We start from the raw sequence: 20,721 nt of genomic DNA on the forward strand, positions 1-20,721 counted from the left end.
TTGCCATACATATTATTATGCATCACAGATACGGCGACCAGGCAGGAGATTTTACCTGTCCATCGGTAGCCGGAAGACGCGCTTTGAAACGCCCATCAGTCGAAACTAGCTGCAATATAGTTCCCCACCCTTGAGTAGAGCTATAAATCACCATAGTGCCATTAGGTGCGATGCTCGGCGTTTCATCCAGAAACGTATCTGTCAAAACTTGGACAGATCCCGTTGCCAGATCTTGTTTGGCGATATGCTGACTGCCACTCGCTGAGCTAACCATCACAATAAAACTACCGTCAGGGCTAACATCTGCATCTTGGTTCTGTGATCCTTCCCAAGTTAGGCGTTGTGGAGCACCGCCATTAATATCGATTTTATACAATTGTGGACGCCCACCCTGATCTGAGGTATAGACCAGTGTCTGGTTATCTGGCATCCAGCTTGGCTCAGTATTATTACTGCGGCCATCAGTGATCTGACGAATTTGACCAGAAGCTAAATCCATCACGTAAAGATTCAAACTACCGGTTTTAGATAATGCAAAGGCAAGTTTAGTTCCATCCGGAGAAAATGCAGGTGCTCCGTTATGGCGAGGGAACGAAGCAACCTGACGAACATTACCTGTTGCCAGTGTTTGAATAATTAACGCAGAACGACCACCTTCAAATGTAACATAGGCAAGTTTGGAAGCATCTGGTGACCAAGCTGGCGACATCAGTGGTTCTGGTGAGCTATGTACGGTAGATTGATTATAACCATCATAATCAGAAACGCGCAGCTCATATGGATACTTGCCTGCACTGTTATTTTTGACGACATAAGCTATACGGGTAGTAAATGCACCTCGAATACCTGTCAGTTTTTCAAAAACCTGATTACTGACCGTGTGTGCAGCGAAGCGCAACCATTTTTTTTCAATTGTGAATTGTTCTTGTGCCAATACCGTTCCTGGTGCACCAGCAACGTCAATAAGCTGATAAGAAACTAGAGATTTACCATCTGCACTAGGTTGAATATGTCCAACAACGACTGAATCTATCCCTAACGCAGACCATGCAGCAGGAGTTACTTCTGATGCAGTCGTTGGTTGTTGCGGCATACGAGTAGGATCAATCGGATTAAATTTCCCACTGTTTCTCAAATCCGCTGCAATAATTGAACCAATATTTTCAGGAGGTTCGCCTTCCCCAGTCCATTTAAATGGAACAACCCCAATAGGGCGGGCAGAATCAACACCCTGTGTAATTTCAATACGAACCTCTGCATGAGCAAGTGCTGCCCACATCACCAGAAAGCCCAGTATGACTTTAAACACCTGCTTAAAAGTTTGCTTCATTATCTCTCCCATATCGCGATCTTTTACCTGCCGCAATAATCCGCCGGATTCTAACAAACGCCAACAAACAAAACTAGATACCTAAATAAAATCTAATAATTTTGTTTGTACATATAAATCATTTGAAAGTTTGCTTAGAGCATAACAATTATCCACCAAACACTTAACTTACTGCGGTTTAAATTCTAGTGTGAAATTCTTAAAATATTCATAAGTCTCTTTGCTTGGAGGAGGCGGCATTTTTTTTGCCAAATTAGCGGCGGTAATCGCTGCTCGACATAATGCCGGATCACCTGCTCCTGCTTTGATATCAATCAATAATCCATCTAGCGCCAGTTTTATATTTAAATCACAAGTACGACCGATATACAGGCTTGGATCGCGAAAATTTTGCTGGATCACAGACTGTATCTGTCCTTTGTAATTATTGATATCGGAATCTGAAGGACCGCTTTTCTTACCACCACCTTTTCCTGCTGCAGCCGCTCCACCCTGCTTAGGTGTATTAGATGTTAATCCCCCTAACAGATCATTAACCGTTTGAGTCTGCTTTGCTGCTTCTGCCTTAGCTTTTGCGGCTGCTTTAGCTTGTGCCTCAGCTGCCGCTTTACGTTTTACCGCCTCTTCCGCTTCTTTCTTCGCCTGATCTTCCGCTTTCTGTCGGGCTTCCGCTTGCTCTTTTAGAATTCTTTCTTTTTCTGCCAGTGCTTTTGCTGCCGCTTCTTCCGCCTGCTTTTGCTCTTCACGCGCTTTGGCAGCGGCAGCATCAGCCTGTTCCTGCTCTTCACGCGCTTTAGCGGCGGCAGCCTCAGACTGTTTTTTCTGCGTTTCAGCTTCCTGTAGTGCCTTAATTCGCTCTTCTTCTGCCGCTTTCAAGCGTTCCTGTTCTTCCGCTTGCTTTGCCCTCAATTCAGCCGCCTGTTGCTCGGATTTCTTCTTCCGCTGTTGCTCGGCTAACTTTGCATTGGCCTGTTGCTGTTGCTGTTGGTTATATTGCTGAACGACCGCATTCGGATCAACCATAACAGCATCAATGACAGTACCGCCTTGTCCACCCCCCCCCATTTCTGTTTTTTGCGTCAAAGAACCCCAAATCAGAAACCCGATTAGGATAATATGCAATATTACCGAAATGATAATGGCACGATTTAGCCTATTATTTTGCTTACTTGTCTTTCCCACGCTCGACATCCAGAAACTTTAAATGACAGCCATTGTCAAGCTCCGATAGGCTGAGTCATTAAACCCACCGACTTTACACCAGCCTGACGAAGCATATTCAACGCCTTAATAATTTCGTCATAAGGAACTTCCTTAGAACCACCAATCAGGAAAACCGTTTTCGAATTGGCTTTCACCAAAGTTTGAGCTTCTGCAACAATTTGCTGTTCAGGTAACAATTCCAAACGTTCCTGGTTAACAATCATGTTGTATTGCCCTATCCCAGAAACTTCCACAATGACCGGCGGATTATCAGTACTAGAAACTGTTTTTGAGTCCACCGAATCAGGCAAATCGACTTCTACGCTTTGCGTGATAATCGGTGCTGTTGCCATGAAAATAAGTAGCAATACCAACAACACGTCCAGCAAGGGAACGATATTGATCTCGGATTTTAGCTCACGTCTGCGACTACGAGTGCGCGCCATTCGCTGATTTCCCCTTACGATTTATTACGACTTATTGGTATTGGAAGCAAAAGCCTGGCGATGCAAAATAGCTAGGAATTCTTCCATAAAGTTATCGTAAACTTGTTCCAGTTTGTTAACGCGCTGGTTCAGGCGATTATAGGCCATCACTGCAGGAATTGCCGCAAACAGGCCGATAGCAGTTGCAATCAGGGCTTCAGCAATACCAGGCGCTACCATTTGCAGAGTTGCCTGTTTAACTGCCCCCAACGCAATAAAGGCATGCATGATCCCCCAAACTGTACCAAACAAACCAATATAAGGGCTGATAGAACCTACTGTCCCCAAGAATGGAATGTGATTTTCCAATACTTCCAATTCACGATTTAGTGAAATACGCATGGCACGGGAAGTCCCTGTAATAACAGCTTCTGGGGCATGGTTATTTGCCTGATGTAAACGAGCAAATTCTTTAAACCCAGAATGGAATATTTGTTCAGTGCCACTTAACGAATCTCGGCGCGACTGACTTTCTTTGTAAAGGCGAGATAATTCAATGCCAGACCAAAATTTATCTTCAAATGCTTCTGCCTCACGGCTTGCGGCATTAAGGATTTTTGTCCGTTGAATAATGATTGCCCAAGAGACGATAGAGAAGCCAATCAAAATCAGCATGATCAGCTGCACTAAGAAACCTGCCTTAAGAAATAAATCAAGGATGTTCATGTCAGTCACTGCTTAAACTCCGCGACAATAGACTTTGGAAGCGCAATCGGCTTCATTTGGGATGAATTCACGTAGACAACCAGGCATTCCGCACTGCTGACAACTACGCCATTGCAATCAACAATTCGTTGAATAAATGTCAGAGAAGCGCCACGGATATTCGTAACTTCACTTTCAACAACCAATTGGTCATCCAGTTTTGCTGGTTTCCGGTAGTCAATCGTCATGCGACTAACAACAAAGCCAACTTGCTCATCTAGCATAGGCTGTTGGTGGAAGCCTCTTTCACGCAACATCTCCGTACGAGCTCTTTCGTAAAAACCCAAATACCGAGCGTGATAAACCACACCACTAGCATCTGTGTCTTCGTAGTAAACACGGATAGGCCAACGGAATAACATATTACTCATATAATCCTAATTAGGCGAATTGACGCTGTCACTATACTTAAGACAATAGCGCTTTGGAATGACTTGTCAGTAAAAAAATTTATAGGCCGACGACCTATAAAATTACAACCAGTTTACTTAAAGAAATGATATAAGCCAAAAAGAAGAATAAAAAATGCAGGTAATGGGTGAAAAAATAACCGCCAGATAATACGATTAGGGTAAAAACCAACACCAAAAGTAACGCCAGAACAAACTGCCCAGATCAATAAAATACCTTGCCATATTTGTAGTGAACTGGTATTGGCAGCAAAACGCGCAGGATCCCAAAATACACATACAGCAAGTGTTAAAGCAATGATGAGGATAAGAGCCCTCAATGGGCTCTTATCCATAAGTTGGTAGCATTTATCAGCCAACATTATTTTTGTCACTCTCAGAAGCGTTTTGTGATTCGCTATGCTCAAGTGCCAAAGCAGCAATGACCGCAAAACTACAAGCCAAGAGCGTTCCGAGAATCCAAGCAAAATACCACATGCCTATGCTCCTTAGTACAGTGAGTGTTTGTTGTTATCAATGTAGCTCTTATCCAAACGTCCAAAAGTTTTGTAATAACACCAAATGGTGTAAGACAACACAGTAGGAACGAAGATAAGTGCAACAACGAACATAACTTGTAACGTCCACTGACTGGATGTCGCATCCCACATAGTCAGACTGACATTGGGGTCAATGCTTGATGGCATCACGAACGGGAACATAGCAATCCCTGAAGTCAGGATAATGCAAGTTACTGTCAGTGATGAAAACAAGAATGCCCAAGCGCCCTTATCCATCCAAGTAGTCAGCATAGTCAGCAAAGGAAGCAATACTCCCAACACAGGTATAGCCCACAGAACCGGATAGTTATTGAAATTAATCAGCCATGCGCCGGCCTGCTGAATCACTTCTTTATGTAACGGATTAGATGCTGCATTAACATCCAATCCCCCCGTTACAACATAACCATCAATGCCATAAATCAGCCATATCCCTGCCAACAGGAATGCAATTGCCGTTATCGCTGCACAAACATGGGTTGCGGTACGGGAACGAAGGTGCAGTTCGCCAGTTGTACGCATTTGTAGATAAGTTGCACCTTGCGTCACAATCATCATCAGACTAATCACCCCTGCCAGCAATCCATAAGGGTTCAGCAATCCAAAGAATGAACCCTCATAGGAGACACGCAGGTAAGAATCTACCGCCAGCGGTACGCCTTGCAGCAGGTTACCAAATGCCACCCCGATAACCAATGCAGGTACGAAGCTACCGATAACCAACCCCCAATCCCACATATTGCGCCATTTACTGTTTTCCAGTTTTGAACGGTAATCAAAGCCAACCGGACGGAAGAACAGTGCAGCCAAGACCAGAATCATTGCCACATAAAAACCAGAGAAAGCGGCTGCATATACCATCGGCCATGCGGCAAACAGAGCACCACCAGCGGTAACTAACCAAACCTGGTTACCATCCCAATGCGGGGCAACTGAGTTAATCATGATGCGGCGTTCAGTATCATTTTTACCAATGATCCGCAACAGGATACCAACTCCCATGTCGAAACCATCAGTCACAGTGAAACCGATCAGTAACACACCAATCAGCAGCCACCATATAAATCGTAATACATCATAATCAAGCATAAGTGGACTCCTGCTTACTCAATATTATTTGCTGAAGAAGTGATTTTTTGTTCAAAATGGTAACGTCCAGTCTTGAGACTGCTTGGGCCAAGACGGGCAAATTTGAACATCAAGAACATCTCTGCGATCAAGAACAAGGTGTACAGACCACAAATCAGCACCATTGAGAAAATCAGATCGCCTACACTGCGGGTTGAAGACGCGACAGCAGTTGGCAACACTTCACCAATCGCCCATGGCTGACGGCCATATTCTGCGACAAACCAACCTGCTTCAACGGCAATCCATGGCAATGGAATACTGAACAATGCAGCACGCAGCAGCCATTTATGTTGCCCGATACGGTTACGCAAAACACTCAGGAACGACAGACCGATAACCAGCAGCATAATAAAGCCAGCAGCAACCATAATACGGAATGCAAAGTAGAGCGGTGCTACGCGTGGAATAGAGTCTTTCGCAGCGGCTTGAATTTGCTCTTCTGTCGCATCCGTCACGTTTTGGGTATAACGCTTCAAGAGCATGCCATAGCCAAGATCTTTCTTACTTTCATTGAATGCACTGCGCACACTTGGATCAATATTACCTGCACGCAGTTCTTCTAGTAATTCATAAGCTTTAATACCGTTACGGATACGCTGCTCATGCTGGGTCATCAAATCACGCAGACCAACGACCGGTGTATCTGTGGAGCGGGTAGCAATCAAACCTAAAACGTAAGGAATTTGGATAGAATATTTATTTTCCATTTTGTCCTGATCAGGAATACCAATCAGCGTGAATGAAGCTGGAGGCGGCTGGGTTTCCCATTCTGCTTCGATTGCTGCCAATTTGGTTTTCTGCACGTCCCCCATTTCATATCCGGATTCATCACCCAGAACGATGACAGACAGTACCGCAGCTATACCAAAGCTTGCTGCAATCGCAAAAGAACGTTTGGCAAACGCCAAATCGCGCCCTTTAAGCAGGTAGTAAGAGCTGATACCCAATACAAAAATGGCACCAGTAACATAACCGGCTGCAACAGTGTGGACAAATTTCACCTGTGCAACTGGGTTAAGTACCAGTTCACTGAAGCTCACCATTTCCATTCGCATGGTTTCGAAATTAAAGTCAGACGCAATCGGGTTTTGCATCCAACCATTCGCAACCAGTATCCACAATGCAGAGAAGTTAGAGCCTAATGCAACCAGCCAAGTAACTGCCAAGTGTTGTTTCTTACTGAGTCGATCCCAGCCGAAGAAAAACAAACCAACGAATGTGGATTCGAGGAAGAATGCCATCAGACCTTCGATGGCCAGAGGCGCACCGAAAATATCACCAACATAATGTGAGAAATATGACCAGTTGGTTCCGAACTGGAATTCCATGGTCAAGCCCGTTGCGACACCCAGAGCAAAGTTGATACCAAATAACTTACCCCAGAATTTTGTCATATCTTTATAGATTTGTTTGCCAGAAAGGACATATACCGTTTCCATGATCGCAAGCAAAAACGTCATACCGAGCGTCAATGGTACGAATAGAAAATGGTACATGGCAGTTAAAGCAAACTGTAATCGTGACAGTTCGACAATATCAAACATCTTGACTCCTTGCTCCTAGCAGGAAGACACCGACTTGCGGCAACCCGACTTCGTAAAACGAAAGTCTCGTAACTACCAGCAATAAATGCCTCAAACACAACAATGAATTATTACAAAATCAAAAATTCAATAGATACCACAATAATATTACGCTTATATTCACATACAATAAATAGCTTTTACGTGACTCAGCTTAGAATTCTGAATATAGGTCAACAACACCATACATTCTTAGTTTAATATCTATATATACTAGATCAATTTAATCAAGTTTAGCGAATACAATCTAGAGTAATAAATTGATTTTAGTCAATTTTTTCATTTTTTTGTTAAGCTTTACAGTTATTATTTCATTATAGTTTACTTCGTGTTAATAAATTGTTATTTGCAATGGTTTGTAATTTATTTTTTGCTGTAAAATTCGTTAGAAAATTAACTTTTCATTTTCATTCTTTAAAAAAGATATTTTTCCGATATTTCCAATTTAATTAATCAAATAAATAGATTTTCCTAAAATCCAGTTCAATTAAATTGGGAAATAACTTATCTTATGAATGAAGTAACCTACTGTTAATATTATAAATAAAAACAAAAGGCCACCCCGAGGCAGCCTTTTTCTATAAAAATAGTTTATTTTGTGATTGTTATACCAATAACGCTTTTACAGCATCGCCAATGTCTGCAAGGCTACGGACAGTCTTCACACCCGCAGCTTCCAGGGCAGCAAATTTCTCATCTGCTGTTCCTTTACCACCTGCGATAATCGCTCCAGCATGGCCCATGCGCTTCCCTTTAGGTGCAGTCACACCAGCAATATAAGCAACAACTGGTTTAGTCACATGTTCTTTGATATAAGCCGCAGCTTCTTCTTCGGCTGTACCACCAATTTCACCAATCATGACAATTGCTTCTGTTTGTGGATCTTCCTGGAACAATTGCAGAATATCAATGAAGTTTGAACCTGGGATCGGGTCACCACCAATACCAACACAAGTAGATTGCCCTAATCCAGCATCTGTGGTTTGTTTAACCGCTTCATAAGTCAACGTGCCTGAACGGGAAACAATGCCCACTTTACCTGACTTGTGAATATGACCAGGCATAATACCAATCTTACACTCGTCAGGTGTAATGACGCCCGGGCAGTTAGGGCCAATCATACGAACATCTGCTTGATCCAGTTTTTCCTTCACCGTCAACATATCGAGTGTTGGGATGCCTTCTGTAATCGTGATGATCAGTTTAATGCCTGCATCAATCGCTTCCAGAATGGAATCTTTACAGAATGGTGCAGGAACGTAGATGACAGAAGCGGTTGCCCCCGTTGCTTCAACGGCTTCACGTACGGTGTTGAACACGGGTAATCCTAGATGCTCAGTACCACCTTTACCTGGTGTTACGCCACCCACCATTTGAGTACCGTAAGCTATCGCTTGTTCGGAATGAAAAGTACCCTGGCTGCCAGTAAAACCCTGACAAATCACTTTGGTGTTTTTATCGATTAAAATAGACATTATTTATTCCCCGCTGCTGCTACTGCCTGCTTAGCTGCGTCTGTCAAACTGGTAGCTGCAATGATATTCAAACCACTATCCGCCAGTTTTTTAGCGCCTAGTTCAGCATTGTTTCCTTCCAGACGAACGACTACCGGTACGTTAACACCCACTTCTTCCACCGCACCAATAATGCCATCAGCAATCAAGTCACAGCGGACGATACCACCAAAGATATTAACCAAAACAGCCTTAACATTTTCATCTGACAAGATGATTTTAAATGCTTCGGTAACACGCTCTTTTGTTGCACCACCACCTACATCAAGGAAGTTTGCCGGTGCACCACCATGCAGTTTGACAATGTCCATCGTTCCCATTGCCAGGCCTGCACCATTCACCATACAACCAATGTTGCCATCCAGCGCAACATAGTTCAGTTCCCATTGTGCGGCTTGGGCTTCACGCGGATCTTCCTGTGAAGGATCGTGCATTTCACGCAGTTCAGCCTGACGGAACATAGCATTACCATCAGCGCTCAATTTTCCATCCAAACAAACCAAATCACCTTGCGTTGTGATCACTAGGGGATTGATTTCGACTAATGCCAAATCACGCTCTAAGAATAGGTTCGCCAATCCCAAGAAAATCTTGGTGAATTGACCAACTTGTTTACCCGTCAAACCAAGTTTAAATGCCAATTCACGGCCTTGATACGGCATAGGGCCAGACAGTGGGTCGATAATTGCTTTATGAATTAGCTCAGGCGTTTCTTCCGCCACTTTTTCTATTTCGACGCCACCTTCAGTAGAGGCCATGAACACTACACGACGTGTACCGCGGTCAACAACAGCTCCCAGATACAGCTCCTTGGCAATATCAGTTGCCCCTTCCACCAGGATCTGATGGACAGGTTGTCCCTGCGCATCTGTCTGGTAAGTTACCAGTCGTTTACCCAGCCATTGTTCAGCAAAAGTGCGGATATCTTCCTTACTATTGACGACTCTCACACCACCAGCCTTACCGCGGCCACCTGCATGAACCTGACATTTAACGACCCAAGGGCCTGAACCAATCTTAGATGCTGCTTCTTCTGCTTCGCGCGGAGTGGTACAAGCATAACCAGCAGGTGCTGGTAAACCATACCGTGCAAAAAGTTGTTTTGCCTGATACTCGTGTAAATTCATGATGTTCTATCCATAATTTAATTTAAGAAAGGTAAATTACCTTCTATTTTGTTGCTCTGGATATGACCAGCCCAAAAAGGCTGGCCTGCATATATTTTTACATCAACGTCGTACTACTTCAGACTAGCGGAGTTAACACCCTCCGCCGATAGTGATGCTATACATCCAGCAACAAACGTGTTGGATCTTCCAGCATTTCTTTAATGGTCACCAGGAAACCGACTGACTCACGACCGTCAATCAGACGGTGGTCATAGGACAGTGCCAGGTACATCATCGGAAGGATCTCAACCTGACCATTTACAGCCATTGGGCGATCTTTAATGGCATGCATACCAAGGATCGCGCTTTGTGGTGGGTTAATGATCGGGGTGGACATCAGAGAGCCGAAAACACCGCCGTTAGTAATGGTGAAATTACCACCGGTGAGTTCTTCAACAGTCAATTTACCGTCGCGGCCTTTGATAGCCAGCTCTTTGATGCTTTTCTCAATATCAGCCATGCTCAATGCATCTGCATCACGCAATACTGGTGTAACCAGACCACGTGGTGTAGATACAGCAATACTGATATCAAAATAATTGTGGTAAACCACATCTGTGCCATCAATGGAAGCGTTCACTTCTGGATAGCGTTTCAACGCCTCAACGACCGCTTTCACATAGAAAGACATGAAGCCCAGACGCATACCATGGCGTTTCTCAAATGCATCGCCATACTGCTTGCGCAATTCCTGAATTGGCTTCATGTTGACTTCATTGAAAGTCGTCAGCATTGCCGTATTGTTCTTCGCTTCAAGCAAACGTTCTGCAACACGCTTGCGCAGACGTGTCATTGGGACACGTTTTTCACTGCGGTGTGGCAATAAGGATGACTGTTCAATAGAGGCAGCAGGCTTATTACCCTCTTTTTTATTCGCAGAGATATATTTTTCGATGTCTTCACGGATAATACGGCCACCAACACCACTGCCTTTAATTGCAGCAGGATCTAAATCATGCTCTGCAATCAGACGACGAACAGCAGGGCTCAGTGCATCATTGCTTTCTTCTTCCAAAGACGCGGTCTGACGCTGTGCTGGCGTTGCCTCTGTTTTGGCTTTTACTTCGGCAGGAATACCCGTGCTGTCACCTAAACGGATACGGCCTAACAGTTGTTTGGACAGAACAGTGGCGCCCTCTTCTTCCAAAATGGATTCCAAAACACCGGCTTCACTTGCTGGTACTTCCAAAACAACTTTATCCGTTTCAATTTCAACCAGCACTTCATCACGCTCTATGGTGTCACCCGGTTTTTTATGCCACGTTGCCACAGTGGCATCTGCAACAGATTCAGGAAGGTCTGGGACCAGAATTTCTACGCTACTCATTTTCTATCCTTAATTTATTCAACGTTCAGTGCGTCATTAACCAGTGCTTGCTGTTGCTGCTGGTGAACAGACGTATATCCCACAGCCGGGGAAGCAGATGCCGGACGACCTGCATAACGTAAAGAAGCCCCAAATGGGATCGCTTCACGGAAATTATGTTGACTGCAATACCAAGCCCCTTGGTTCAGTGGCTCTTCCTGGCACCAAACGAAGTCATGAACATGGGCATACTTCTCAAGCTCAACTTGCAAGTGCTGACGTGGGAATGGATACAGTTGTTCAATACGCACAATAGCAACGTCAGTCTGTTCGTTCTTACGACGCTGTTCCAGCAGATCGTAATAAACTTTACCGGAACAAAGCACAACGCGTTTAATACCTTTTGGCTCCAAGGCGTCAATTTCCCCAATCACTGGTTCAAATTTGCCGTGCGCCAATTCATCCAAAGTAGACACCGCCAATGGATGACGCAGTAGTGATTTCGGTGACATAACGATGAGCGGACGGCGCATACCACGCAGAGCCTGACGACGCAGCATGTGATAAACCTGAGCTGGAGTCGATGGTACGCAAACTTGCATGTTTTGTTCAGCACACAGTTGCAGATAACGCTCCAGACGAGCCGATGAGTGCTCTGGACCCTGCCCTTCATAACCATGTGGCAGCAGCATCACCAGACCACACATACGGCCCCATTTCTGTTCGCCAGAGCTGATAAATTGGTCAATCACAACCTGAGCCACGTTGGCAAAGTCACCAAATTGGGCTTCCCAAATCGTCAGGACACGAGGTTCAGTTGTTGCATAACCGTATTCAAATGCCAGTACAGCTTCTTCTGAAAGGACAGAATCCCATACATTAAATACACCCTGTCCATTGTGGATATTCGCCAAAGGCACATAAACAGAAGCATTGTTTTGGTTATGAATAACGGCATGGCGGTGGAAGAAAGTACCACGTCCCGCATCTTCACCAGAGATACGGACAGGAATACCTTCATCAACCAAGGTCGCGTAAGCCAGTGTTTCCGCAGCACCCCAGTCAAACAATTTATGACCATTCGCCATTTCCGCACGGTCGCCATAGATTTTCGCAACACGTGAGTGCATTGCCACTTCGGCAGGAACAGTGCTGATGCTTTTGCCAAGATCTTGCAGGCGTTTCATATCCATCTTATGTGGATACTCTTCATCCCATTCGTGATTCAGGTAGGGTTCCCATGTGAATGAATGCAACCCCATTGGGCGCCATTCATCGACAACGCATTCACCATGATCCAGTGCATCACGGTATAGGTTCACCAACTCAGTAACGTCATTGGCTTCCAGCAAACCTTCCGCTACCAGCTTATCTGCATAGATTTTACGTGCAGTTGGTTGTTTTTTGATTTGCTGGTACATCAGTGGCTGAGTTGCACTTGGCTCATCAGCTTCGTTATGACCGTGGCGACGGTAACAGACCAGATCGATCATTACGTCACGTTTGAAGGTGTTACGGAAGTCAAGTGCCAAACGTGTGACGAATGCAACAGCTTCCGGATCATCTGCATTAACGTGGAAAATCGGCGCCTGAACCATTTTCACAATATCAGTACAATATTGTGTTGAACGGGCATCTTTCGGGTTAGAAGTGGTGAAACCAATTTGGTTATTCACTACGATACGAACAGTACCGCCAACTTCATACCCGCGAGCCTGGGACATGTTCAGCGTTTCTTGAACAATCCCCTGCCCTGTGACTGCGGCATCACCGTGAATGGTGACAGGCAGTACCATGTTACTTCGACCTTCATCAAGACGATCACGGCGGGCACGCACAGAACCGATAACAACAGGGCTGACGATCTCAAGGTGAGATGGGTTAAAGGCCAATGCCAAATGCACCAAACCGCCTTCGGTTTCAAAATCAGAAGAAAAACCTTGATGGTATTTTACGTCACCTGTGCCCAAGTGCTCTTTATGTTTACCCGCAAATTCGTCAAACAGATCAACCGGTTTTTTACCCAAGAGATTGACCAGAACGTTGAGGCGACCACGATGAGCCATTCCCAATACCACTTCACGGGTACTTTGTTTACCTGCGTGACGGATCAACTCTTTTAACATAGGGATAAGTGCGTCACCACCTTCCAGGGAGAAACGTTTTGCCCCTGGGAACTTAGCACCTAAATAGCGCTCCAGACCTTCCGCTGATGTTAATTCTTTCAGGAAACGACGCTTTTCTTCCGCACTAAACTGTGAACTTACTGTCACTGACTCCAGACGTTGCTGGATCCAACGTTTTTCTTCCGTATTGGTGATGTGCATATATTCCGCACCAATTGAACCGCAATAAATGCGTTTCAGCGCGTTATACAGATCAGCCAATTTCATAGTTTCTTTGCCAATGGCAAAAGAGCCTACATTAAACGTTTCTTCAAAATCCGCTTTTGTTAAATTATGGAAAGCAGGATCAAGATCAGATACAGGTTCCTGTTTCCATAATCCCAATGGATCAAGGTTTGCATGTTGGTGTCCGCGGAAACGGAATGCATTGATGAGCTGCAAAACTTTGACTTGTTTTGCATCCATTGCTGGATCGCTGACTGAAGTGTGGTAACGTGTGGCATCCTTTGCCAGACGACGGAAATAATCGCGTGTCTGTGAGTGAAGTTGTTCGCCGCTAAGTCCTGCATCTGGTAATTGTTGGAAAATTTCTCTCCAACTTGCATCAACAGAATTAGGATCGGTTATATAGTCTTCATAGATTTGCTCTATGTAAGACTGGTTTGCACCAGCCAGAAAGCTTGAGTCCAGCCAGTCCTTCATTGCGCCGTTCTGCATTGTGATCCCTTAAGCTTTAAAAGCTTTAGTTTTCGCCGTGGTTAACAAATCCCGCTTAATTAGCGGTGTTGATAAAAGGTTCATTTGGACGTGCTTAATGCATGTTCTTCTATGGGTTTTCCTACCCTTCAAGGAACCTTTAAAAACTAATTATCAGTTTTTAAAGATCCCTTTATTTGGAAACATACTTCGTCTTTAGCAGCAGGCAATTTATCATTTTTCATTCTTTATGCCCTCCACTGATTTGATATTTATTTCAAAATTGTGGAGGGCAACATTATATGCACTATTTACACACTATTTATGTGTTATTTATGCACAAATTTTTATTTCGCTATGCACTATGTTTCAGCAACATAGATTTAATATGACCAATCGCTTTTGTTGGATTTAATCCTTTAGGACATACGTTGACGCAATTCATAATTCCATGGCAACGGAAAACACTAAATGCATCATTCAGATTATCCAATCGTGAATTTGTTTCAGTGTCACGACTGTCGATCAGGAAACGGTATGCCGCTAAAAGACCAGCTGGGCCGATAAATTTATCTGGATTCCACCAGAATGATGGGCAAGATGTTGAGCAACAAGCACATAAGATACATTCATACAAACCATCCAGCTTTTCACGCTGCACTGGTGATTGCAGGTGCTCACGTGCGGGTGGATTTTTACCATCATTAATTAGATAAGGACGGATTTTTTCATATTGCGTGTAGAACTGACCCATATCAACAACCAGATCACGAACCACTGGCAAACCAGGCAATGGGCGAATAACAATTTTCTTATTGCCACGACGCAACGCTGAAATGGGTGTAATACATGCCAAACCGTTTTTACCATTCATATTCACGCCATCAGAGCCACAAACACCCTCACGGCAAGAGCGACGGAATGACAAGGTTGGATCTTGCTCCTTTAACTGGATGAGCGCATCCAGTAACATCATGTCGCGCCCTTCCTGTGCTTCCAGTGTGTAGTCCTGCATATGAGGTACATCATCCACATCTGGATTATAACGATAAATTGAAAATTCAAGTTTCATAATCTATTTCTCCGCAACTGGAACATCAGCAATGCAATTAGTAAGAACGCACTTTCGGCGGGAAAGCTTCACGCAGCGTTGGCTGCATATTCACTTCACGACGAGTCATGCTCTCAGTTTGCGGTAAATACAGGCTATGGCACAGCCAGTTAGCATCATCACGCTCTGGATAATCAAAGCGGCTATGGGCACCACGACTTTCTGTACGGAAGTTTGCAGAAACCGCAGTTGAATAAGCCGTTTCCATTAGATTATCCAGTTCCAAACATTCGATACGTTGGGTATTGAATTCTGATGAGGAATCATCCAGACGAGCATTTCTCAGACGTTCACGAATCACTTTCAGTTCTTCCAGTCCTCTTGCCATCGCATCACCTTCACGGAATACCGAGAAATTATGCTGCATGCAAGCTTGCAATGCTTTGCGAATTTCCACTGGATCTTCACCTGAACAGGTATTATTCCAACGGTTCAGACGTTGCAACGCTGCATCAACATCAGATTCGCTGGCATCACGACTAGAGCCTTGTTCCATCAGACACTCTTTCAAATGCAAACCTGCGGAACGACCAAATACCACCAGATCAAGTAGTGAGTTACCGCCCAGACGATTTGCGCCGTGAACAGATACGCAAGCAATCTCACCCACAGCAAACAAACCAGGGATCACCACATCTTCGCCTTTTTCATTTACTGTCAATGCCTGACCTGTGATCTTAGTTGGGATACCACCCATCATATAGTGACAGGTTGGGATAACAGGGATCGGCTCTTTTACCGGATCGACGTGAGCGAAAGTACGGGATAACTCAAGGATACCTGGCAGGCGAGATTCCAATACATCTTTACCCAGATGATCCAGTTTCAGTTTGACATGTGGCCCCCATGGACCTTCACAGCCACGGCCTTCACGAATTTCGATCATCATAGAACGTGCGACCACATCACGACCAGCAAGGTCTTTAGCATTTGGTGCATAACGCTCCATAAAGCGTTCACCATCTTTATTCAGCAGGTAACCACCTTCACCACGGCAGCCTTCTGTAACCAAAACACCTGCGCCAGCAATACCAGTTGGGTGGAATTGCCACATTTCCATATCCTGAACAGGGACACCTGCACGCAATGCCATCCCCACGCCATCACCGGTATTAATATGTGCATTAGTTGTGGATTGGAAGATACGGCCAGCACCACCCGTTGCCAGAATAGTCGCCTTAGCTTTGAAATAGACCACTTCACCGGTTTCAATACAAATAGCGGTACAACCAACAATGGCGCCATCCTGATTCTTAACCAGATCCAACGAATACCATTCAGAGAAAATAGTCGTGTGGTTTTTTAAATTCTGCTGATACAGAGTATGCAATAGAGCGTGACCAGTTCGGTCAGCAGCAGCAGCAGTACGAGCTGCCTGCTCACCACCAAAATTTCTGGATTGCCCACCAAATGGACGTTGGTAAATACGACCATCATCCAGACGGGAGAATGGCAGCCCCATGTGTTCCAGTTCCAAAATAGCTTCTGGACCAGTCTTACACATATATTCGATGGCATCCTGGTCACCAATATAATCGGAGCCTTTCACCGTATCATACATGTGCCATTCCCAGTTATCTTCATGGGAATTGCCCAAAGCAACAGTGATTCCTCCCTGTGCCGAAACAGTGTGGGAACGAGTTGGAAATACTTTGGAAATCAAAGCACAGGATAAACCCATTTGTGAAATTTGTAGTGCAGCACGCATACCTGCACCACCAGCACCAATAACAACAGCGTCAAACTCTCTTACTGGTAGTTTCATTTATGCACCCCACACAACAATTGTTCCGTAAATTAAATAAGTTAACAGCGCTACAATAATCACCAGCTGCAAAACCAGACGCAGTACGAGTGGCTTGACATAATCTGTCAGTACCTGCCACATTCCAATCCATGCATGAACCAGAATAGAAAACAGAGTCAATACGGTGAATACTTTAGTGAGGGATGAAGAAAAGAAATCACGCCAAACTTCATAAGTAATATCCGACGTTGTTGCGACAAAACCAACGAGATAAAGGACATACAAAACAATAATAATTGCGGATGCGCGCAGTAGCAGCCAATCCTGAATACCTGTACGACCTAAAGCGGATGCGTTGCTTACCATAATAATACCCCAGCCAGAATAGACAGAATAACCGCGATTGCTATTGCTACTTTGGCAGATGCACTACCGGTAGCAAGATTTTCCTCCAGAAAACCAAAATCCATCAATACATGGCGAATACCTCCACAAATGTGGTAAGCCAGCGCCGTCAATATCCCCCACAGGATAAATTTGGCGAAGAAGCCAGTCATGATTTCAGATGATTGCAGGAAGCCCTCTTGCGAAGACAGTGACATCCCCAATAACCACAGTAGAATACCAACTGCGATAAAGGTGATGACGCCTGAGATACGGTGCAAGATCGAAGCTATCGCGGAGACGGGTTGGTTAATCGTCCGCAGATCAAGGTTGACAGGTCTTTGTTTTTTCACAATTTTGCCCACAAAGCTTTTTTTATTTTCCATCCTCCGGTCCTGAGCGGGAATCAGACAGCGCTAAGGGGATACAAAGACACAACATATAACTTAAACAATCCTTACTGTTCATCAAAAGTTGTGATTTGATTACGCTGGGTGCTCCTACATCAGGATAATCCGGAGACCTTATAGAAGTATAAGTACTTCACATTGTTATTACAATTCCCACACAATATGATTATTAACATTTAGCTTGAACAGTGAGAAAGATCACGATTCAAACATTATCCATGAAATCCACAATCTTGTTTGACAAAGATTAAACATTTATCTTACATATATATCGCTATATATTATTTTCCATCATTAAATGACGGAAAATTAATCTTAACGAAAGATAAAAGTTATGCAAAAGTATCACATAAGCACAAAATGATAACATTTTATGTCAATAATACTTTAAACATAACTTCCAGAAACTTTTTAACAACCTGAAAACCATTGTCATCCGTAATGAGATTTCAGCGTTAAATGTGATACCAGCCTGATTTTAAATTCTCTCCGGTAGCACAATGCCTTTGGCACAGTATAAATTGCGCCTATCTGGTTGTTAGGGGTTATAAAAATAAGCGCTAAGGAGATATAAATGGCTGATAAAAAGGCTACGTTGAACATAAATGGTTCAGCTGCTATCGAACTAGACGTACTAACGCCGACTCTAGGTCCTGAAGTGATTGACGTTCGTACCCTCGGCTCAAAAGGCTTCTATACTTATGATCCAGGTTTTACTTCCACTGCCTCCTGTGAGTCGAAAATCACCTATATTGATGGCAATGAAGGCATTTTGCTACACCGTGGTTTTCCCATCGATCAGCTTGCAACGGAATCGACCTATCTGGAAGTCTGTTACATTCTGCTATATGGCGAACCACCCACCCCCGAAGAATATGAAAAATTTAGAACTACGGTGACTCGCCATACTATGATCCACGAACAGATCACCCGTCTGTTCCACGGTTTCCGCCGTGACTCCCATCCAATGGCCGTACTTTGTGGTGTTACAGGCGCACTGGCTGCCTTCTATCATGATGCCCTGGATGTCCATAATCCTCACCACCGTGAAATCACTGCTTACCGTTTGCTGTCCAAAATGCCAACTGTTGCGGCAATGTGTTACAAATATTCTATTGGGCAGCCTTTCGTTTATCCACGCAACGATCTGTCTTATGCTGCCAACTTCCTGTACATGATGTTCTCAACACCGTGTGAGGAATATAAGGTTAATCCAGTATTAGAACGCGCCATGGATCGCATTCTCATTCTGCATGCAGATCATGAACAAAATGCTTCAACTTCAACGGTACGTACTGCGGGCTCTTCTGGTGCCAACCCATTTGCTTGTATTGCTGCGGGTATTGCATCCCTCTGGGGACCAGCACATGGCGGAGCAAATGAAGCCTGCTTGCGGATGCTAGAGGAGATCCAAACTGTTGAACACATTCCTGAATTCATCGCTCGCGCCAAAGACAAAAATGACTCTTTCCGCCTGATGGGTTTTGGTCACCGTGTTTACAAAAATTATGATCCTCGCGCGACAGTGATGCGTGAAACCTGCCATGAAGTGCTAAATGAGCTTGGTCTGAATGACAGTCTGCTGGAAGTTGCAATGGAATTAGAACGCATTGCCTTGCATGACCCATACTTCATTGAGAAAAAATTGTATCCAAACGTCGACTTCTATTCAGGCATTATCCTGAAAGCCATGGGTATTCCATCAACCATGTTCACCGTGATTTTCGCTATGGCCCGTACTATTGGCTGGATTGCACACTGGAATGAAATGCACGATGAAGGCTTGAAGATCGCACGTCCACGCCAGCTTTATACTGGTCACACGAAACGCGATTTCAAGAGCCAGTTGGAAAAGTAATTTGATCAATAACACTATTCATATCTTGGTCATATTCTGACACATGTTGAATAGTGTATTTCTGCACCTCTTATGCCAGTTTTTATTCTGAGATTAGGGGTGTAGTTTTGTTTTATTTCTCTGAGCCCGCCATATATTCCTTTGGTGGTCTTCCCATAATTTTGCGAAAAAATGTCACAAATGCACTATCGTTGGCAAAACCGAGCTCCTGGGCAACATAGGATAATGTTTTATTCTGCGCTAATAACTCTATCGCCTTTACCAATCTCCATTGCTGCCGCCACTGTTGATAGTTCATCCCTGTTTCACGTTGAAATATCCGGGTAATGGTTTTCTCACTGGCACCAATATAAGTAGCCAGTCTGTGTAATGGTGACGGCAACTGATCAAATGACAAATGTGTTAACCGCCGATCAGATGGCAGCGGCAATAAGGTTGGTTCCCTACGCGCCTCACGAATTTCATCAAAAAATAGTGCCAACAAATTTGCTCCTTTTCCCTGCTCCCAATCAGAGTCAAAAGAAGATATTGCGATACGTTCTAGAAGAGCCTGTAATAGTGGTGTGGCTTCCAATACTTCACTTTGCGTCGAAAGTAACGCCATTTCATAAGATTTCAAGTAATTAGAATTTAAATAAATAGAACGGTAACCTACAGCGCCACGCATTTCTGCCCGATGCCGTGTCTTTGGAGGTATCCATGCTACCCTGGTTGGGGGCAGAACAGAGATCTGGTTTGCCAATGTGATCTTGATACAGCCCCGCTGGGTAAACAGCAATTGCCCCATATCATGTTGATGAAAGCCAGAATCGTGTTGCCCCATCTCTGCGGCAATCCCTATCACAGGCATATCCAAGCTATCAGGATCAAAATAATCACTTTGTTGCAGCCATACCATGTTCATTCCTCCTGATTTAGGGCGTGTTGATGTTTTGTGAGGGATTATTAGACAGCATGATGATTTGGTATAATTACTTTCGCCAAAAAACAACCAGACCTCACCATCATGCCGCG

At 44.3% G+C, this 20,721-nt stretch carries 19 protein-coding genes; 1 reads left to right on the top strand and 18 read right to left on the bottom strand.

Going from position 1 to position 20,721, the window contains the following annotated elements; all coding sequences use genetic code 11:
* Positions 1-22 precede the first annotated feature (22 nt).
* The 17 genes from tolB to sdhC form a co-directional block, all read right to left on the bottom strand.
* Entirely contained in the window at positions 23-1,330 is a 1,308-nt protein-coding gene (gene tolB, locus Xentx_RS00995) for a Tol-Pal system beta propeller repeat protein TolB (protein WP_139292405.1), read from the bottom strand.
* A 168-nt stretch (positions 1,331-1,498) separates the two neighbouring features.
* Complete coding sequence (gene tolA, locus Xentx_RS01000) at positions 1,499-2,512, bottom strand: cell envelope integrity protein TolA (protein ID WP_083600839.1); 1,014 nt, start codon at positions 2,510-2,512, stop codon at positions 1,499-1,501.
* A 35-nt stretch (positions 2,513-2,547) separates the two neighbouring features.
* The gene (gene tolR / locus Xentx_RS01005; RefSeq protein ID WP_074018407.1) at positions 2,548-2,979 is read right to left on the bottom strand and encodes a colicin uptake protein TolR; all 432 of its coding nucleotides are present in this window, start codon (positions 2,977-2,979) and stop codon (positions 2,548-2,550) included.
* Between the two features lie 24 nt (positions 2,980-3,003).
* Complete coding sequence (tolQ, locus tag Xentx_RS01010; protein ID WP_074018408.1) at positions 3,004-3,693, bottom strand: Tol-Pal system protein TolQ; 690 nt, start codon at positions 3,691-3,693, stop codon at positions 3,004-3,006.
* Complete coding sequence (ybgC, locus tag Xentx_RS01015) at positions 3,690-4,094, bottom strand: tol-pal system-associated acyl-CoA thioesterase (protein ID WP_074018409.1); 405 nt, start codon at positions 4,092-4,094, stop codon at positions 3,690-3,692. The genes tolQ and ybgC overlap by 4 nt, the downstream gene beginning before the upstream one ends.
* A 113-nt stretch (positions 4,095-4,207) precedes the next feature.
* Positions 4,208-4,495, bottom strand: coding sequence for a cyd operon protein YbgE (ybgE, locus tag Xentx_RS01020; RefSeq protein WP_074018410.1), 288 nt, complete (start codon positions 4,493-4,495; stop codon positions 4,208-4,210).
* Positions 4,485-4,610: a cytochrome bd-I oxidase subunit CydX gene (gene cydX / locus Xentx_RS01025; RefSeq protein WP_074018411.1), complete on the bottom strand. Its 126-nt coding sequence runs from the start codon at positions 4,608-4,610 to the stop codon at positions 4,485-4,487. Before cydX ends, ybgE begins: the two co-directional genes overlap by 11 nt.
* Positions 4,611-4,621: 11 nt before the next feature.
* On the bottom strand, positions 4,622-5,761 hold the full coding sequence (gene cydB / locus Xentx_RS01030; protein WP_074018412.1) for a cytochrome d ubiquinol oxidase subunit II: 1,140 nt from the start codon (positions 5,759-5,761) through the stop codon (positions 4,622-4,624).
* 14 nt (positions 5,762-5,775) lie between these two features.
* Positions 5,776-7,347, bottom strand: a complete 1,572-nt coding sequence (cydA, locus tag Xentx_RS01035) for a cytochrome ubiquinol oxidase subunit I (RefSeq protein ID WP_074018413.1) — start codon at positions 7,345-7,347, stop codon at positions 5,776-5,778.
* 644 nt (positions 7,348-7,991) lie between these two features.
* Positions 7,992-8,861, bottom strand: a complete 870-nt coding sequence (sucD, locus tag Xentx_RS01040) for a succinate--CoA ligase subunit alpha (RefSeq protein WP_074018414.1) — start codon at positions 8,859-8,861, stop codon at positions 7,992-7,994.
* A complete protein-coding gene (sucC, locus tag Xentx_RS01045; RefSeq protein ID WP_074018415.1) occupies positions 8,861-10,027 on the bottom strand; it encodes an ADP-forming succinate--CoA ligase subunit beta in 1,167 nt (388 codons plus the stop codon). The genes sucD and sucC overlap by 1 nt, the downstream gene beginning before the upstream one ends.
* Positions 10,028-10,184: 157 nt before the next feature.
* Positions 10,185-11,396, bottom strand: a complete 1,212-nt coding sequence (gene odhB, locus Xentx_RS01050; protein WP_074018416.1) for a 2-oxoglutarate dehydrogenase complex dihydrolipoyllysine-residue succinyltransferase — start codon at positions 11,394-11,396, stop codon at positions 10,185-10,187.
* A gap of 14 nt (positions 11,397-11,410) precedes the next feature.
* On the bottom strand, positions 11,411-14,218 hold the full coding sequence (gene sucA / locus Xentx_RS01055) for a 2-oxoglutarate dehydrogenase E1 component (protein ID WP_074018417.1): 2,808 nt from the start codon (positions 14,216-14,218) through the stop codon (positions 11,411-11,413).
* A gap of 334 nt (positions 14,219-14,552) precedes the next feature.
* Positions 14,553-15,269, bottom strand: coding sequence for a succinate dehydrogenase iron-sulfur subunit (locus Xentx_RS01060; protein ID WP_074018418.1), 717 nt, complete (start codon positions 15,267-15,269; stop codon positions 14,553-14,555).
* A gap of 37 nt (positions 15,270-15,306) precedes the next feature.
* Positions 15,307-17,073: a succinate dehydrogenase flavoprotein subunit gene (gene sdhA, locus Xentx_RS01065; protein ID WP_074018419.1), complete on the bottom strand. Its 1,767-nt coding sequence runs from the start codon at positions 17,071-17,073 to the stop codon at positions 15,307-15,309.
* Positions 17,074-17,421 carry a succinate dehydrogenase membrane anchor subunit gene (gene sdhD / locus Xentx_RS01070; protein ID WP_074018420.1) on the bottom strand — a complete coding sequence of 116 codons (348 nt, stop codon included), beginning with the start codon at positions 17,419-17,421 and terminating at the stop codon, positions 17,074-17,076.
* The gene (gene sdhC / locus Xentx_RS01075) at positions 17,415-17,804 is read right to left on the bottom strand and encodes a succinate dehydrogenase cytochrome b556 subunit (protein ID WP_074018503.1); all 390 of its coding nucleotides are present in this window, start codon (positions 17,802-17,804) and stop codon (positions 17,415-17,417) included. Before sdhC ends, sdhD begins: the two co-directional genes overlap by 7 nt.
* Before the next feature lie 619 nt (positions 17,805-18,423).
* On the opposite strand from sdhC, the gene Xentx_RS01080 reads away from it, so the two are divergent.
* Positions 18,424-19,707, top strand: a complete 1,284-nt coding sequence (locus tag Xentx_RS01080; RefSeq protein WP_074018421.1) for a citrate synthase — start codon at positions 18,424-18,426, stop codon at positions 19,705-19,707.
* A 112-nt stretch (positions 19,708-19,819) separates the two neighbouring features.
* Here Xentx_RS01080 and Xentx_RS01085 read toward each other — a convergent pair whose 3' ends face one another.
* On the bottom strand, positions 19,820-20,605 hold the full coding sequence (locus tag Xentx_RS01085; protein WP_074018422.1) for an AraC family transcriptional regulator: 786 nt from the start codon (positions 20,603-20,605) through the stop codon (positions 19,820-19,822).
* Between the last annotated feature and the right edge of the window lie 116 nt (positions 20,606-20,721).

This window comes from Xenorhabdus thuongxuanensis (assembly GCF_001908095.1).
In the GTDB taxonomy this organism is placed as follows: domain Bacteria; phylum Pseudomonadota; class Gammaproteobacteria; order Enterobacterales; family Enterobacteriaceae; genus Xenorhabdus; species Xenorhabdus thuongxuanensis.

Coding starts and splice junctions, on each gene's coding strand:
- Xentx_RS01085 (WP_074018422.1), bottom strand. CDS start 20,605: ATGGTATGGCTGCAACAAAGTGATTATTTTGATCCTGATAGCTTGGAT.
- tolR (WP_074018407.1), bottom strand. CDS start 2,979: ATGGCGCGCACTCGTAGTCGCAGACGTGAGCTAAAATCCGAGATCAAT.
- sucD (WP_074018414.1), bottom strand. CDS start 8,861: ATGTCTATTTTAATCGATAAAAACACCAAAGTGATTTGTCAGGGTTTT.
- sdhA (WP_074018419.1), bottom strand. CDS start 17,073: ATGAAACTACCAGTAAGAGAGTTTGACGCTGTTGTTATTGGTGCTGGT.
- ybgC (WP_074018409.1), bottom strand. CDS start 4,094: ATGAGTAATATGTTATTCCGTTGGCCTATCCGTGTTTACTACGAAGAC.
- Xentx_RS01060 (WP_074018418.1), bottom strand. CDS start 15,269: ATGAAACTTGAATTTTCAATTTATCGTTATAATCCAGATGTGGATGAT.
- Xentx_RS01080 (WP_074018421.1), top strand. CDS start 18,424: ATGGCTGATAAAAAGGCTACGTTGAACATAAATGGTTCAGCTGCTATC.
- odhB (WP_074018416.1), bottom strand. CDS start 11,396: ATGAGTAGCGTAGAAATTCTGGTCCCAGACCTTCCTGAATCTGTTGCA.
- ybgE (WP_074018410.1), bottom strand. CDS start 4,495: ATGTTGGCTGATAAATGCTACCAACTTATGGATAAGAGCCCATTGAGG.
- cydB (WP_074018412.1), bottom strand. CDS start 5,761: ATGCTTGATTATGATGTATTACGATTTATATGGTGGCTGCTGATTGGT.
- cydX (WP_074018411.1), bottom strand. CDS start 4,610: ATGTGGTATTTTGCTTGGATTCTCGGAACGCTCTTGGCTTGTAGTTTT.
- sucA (WP_074018417.1), bottom strand. CDS start 14,218: ATGCAGAACGGCGCAATGAAGGACTGGCTGGACTCAAGCTTTCTGGCT.
- tolB (WP_139292405.1), bottom strand. CDS start 1,330: ATGAAGCAAACTTTTAAGCAGGTGTTTAAAGTCATACTGGGCTTTCTG.
- sdhD (WP_074018420.1), bottom strand. CDS start 17,421: ATGGTAAGCAACGCATCCGCTTTAGGTCGTACAGGTATTCAGGATTGG.
- cydA (WP_074018413.1), bottom strand. CDS start 7,347: ATGTTTGATATTGTCGAACTGTCACGATTACAGTTTGCTTTAACTGCC.
- sucC (WP_074018415.1), bottom strand. CDS start 10,027: ATGAATTTACACGAGTATCAGGCAAAACAACTTTTTGCACGGTATGGT.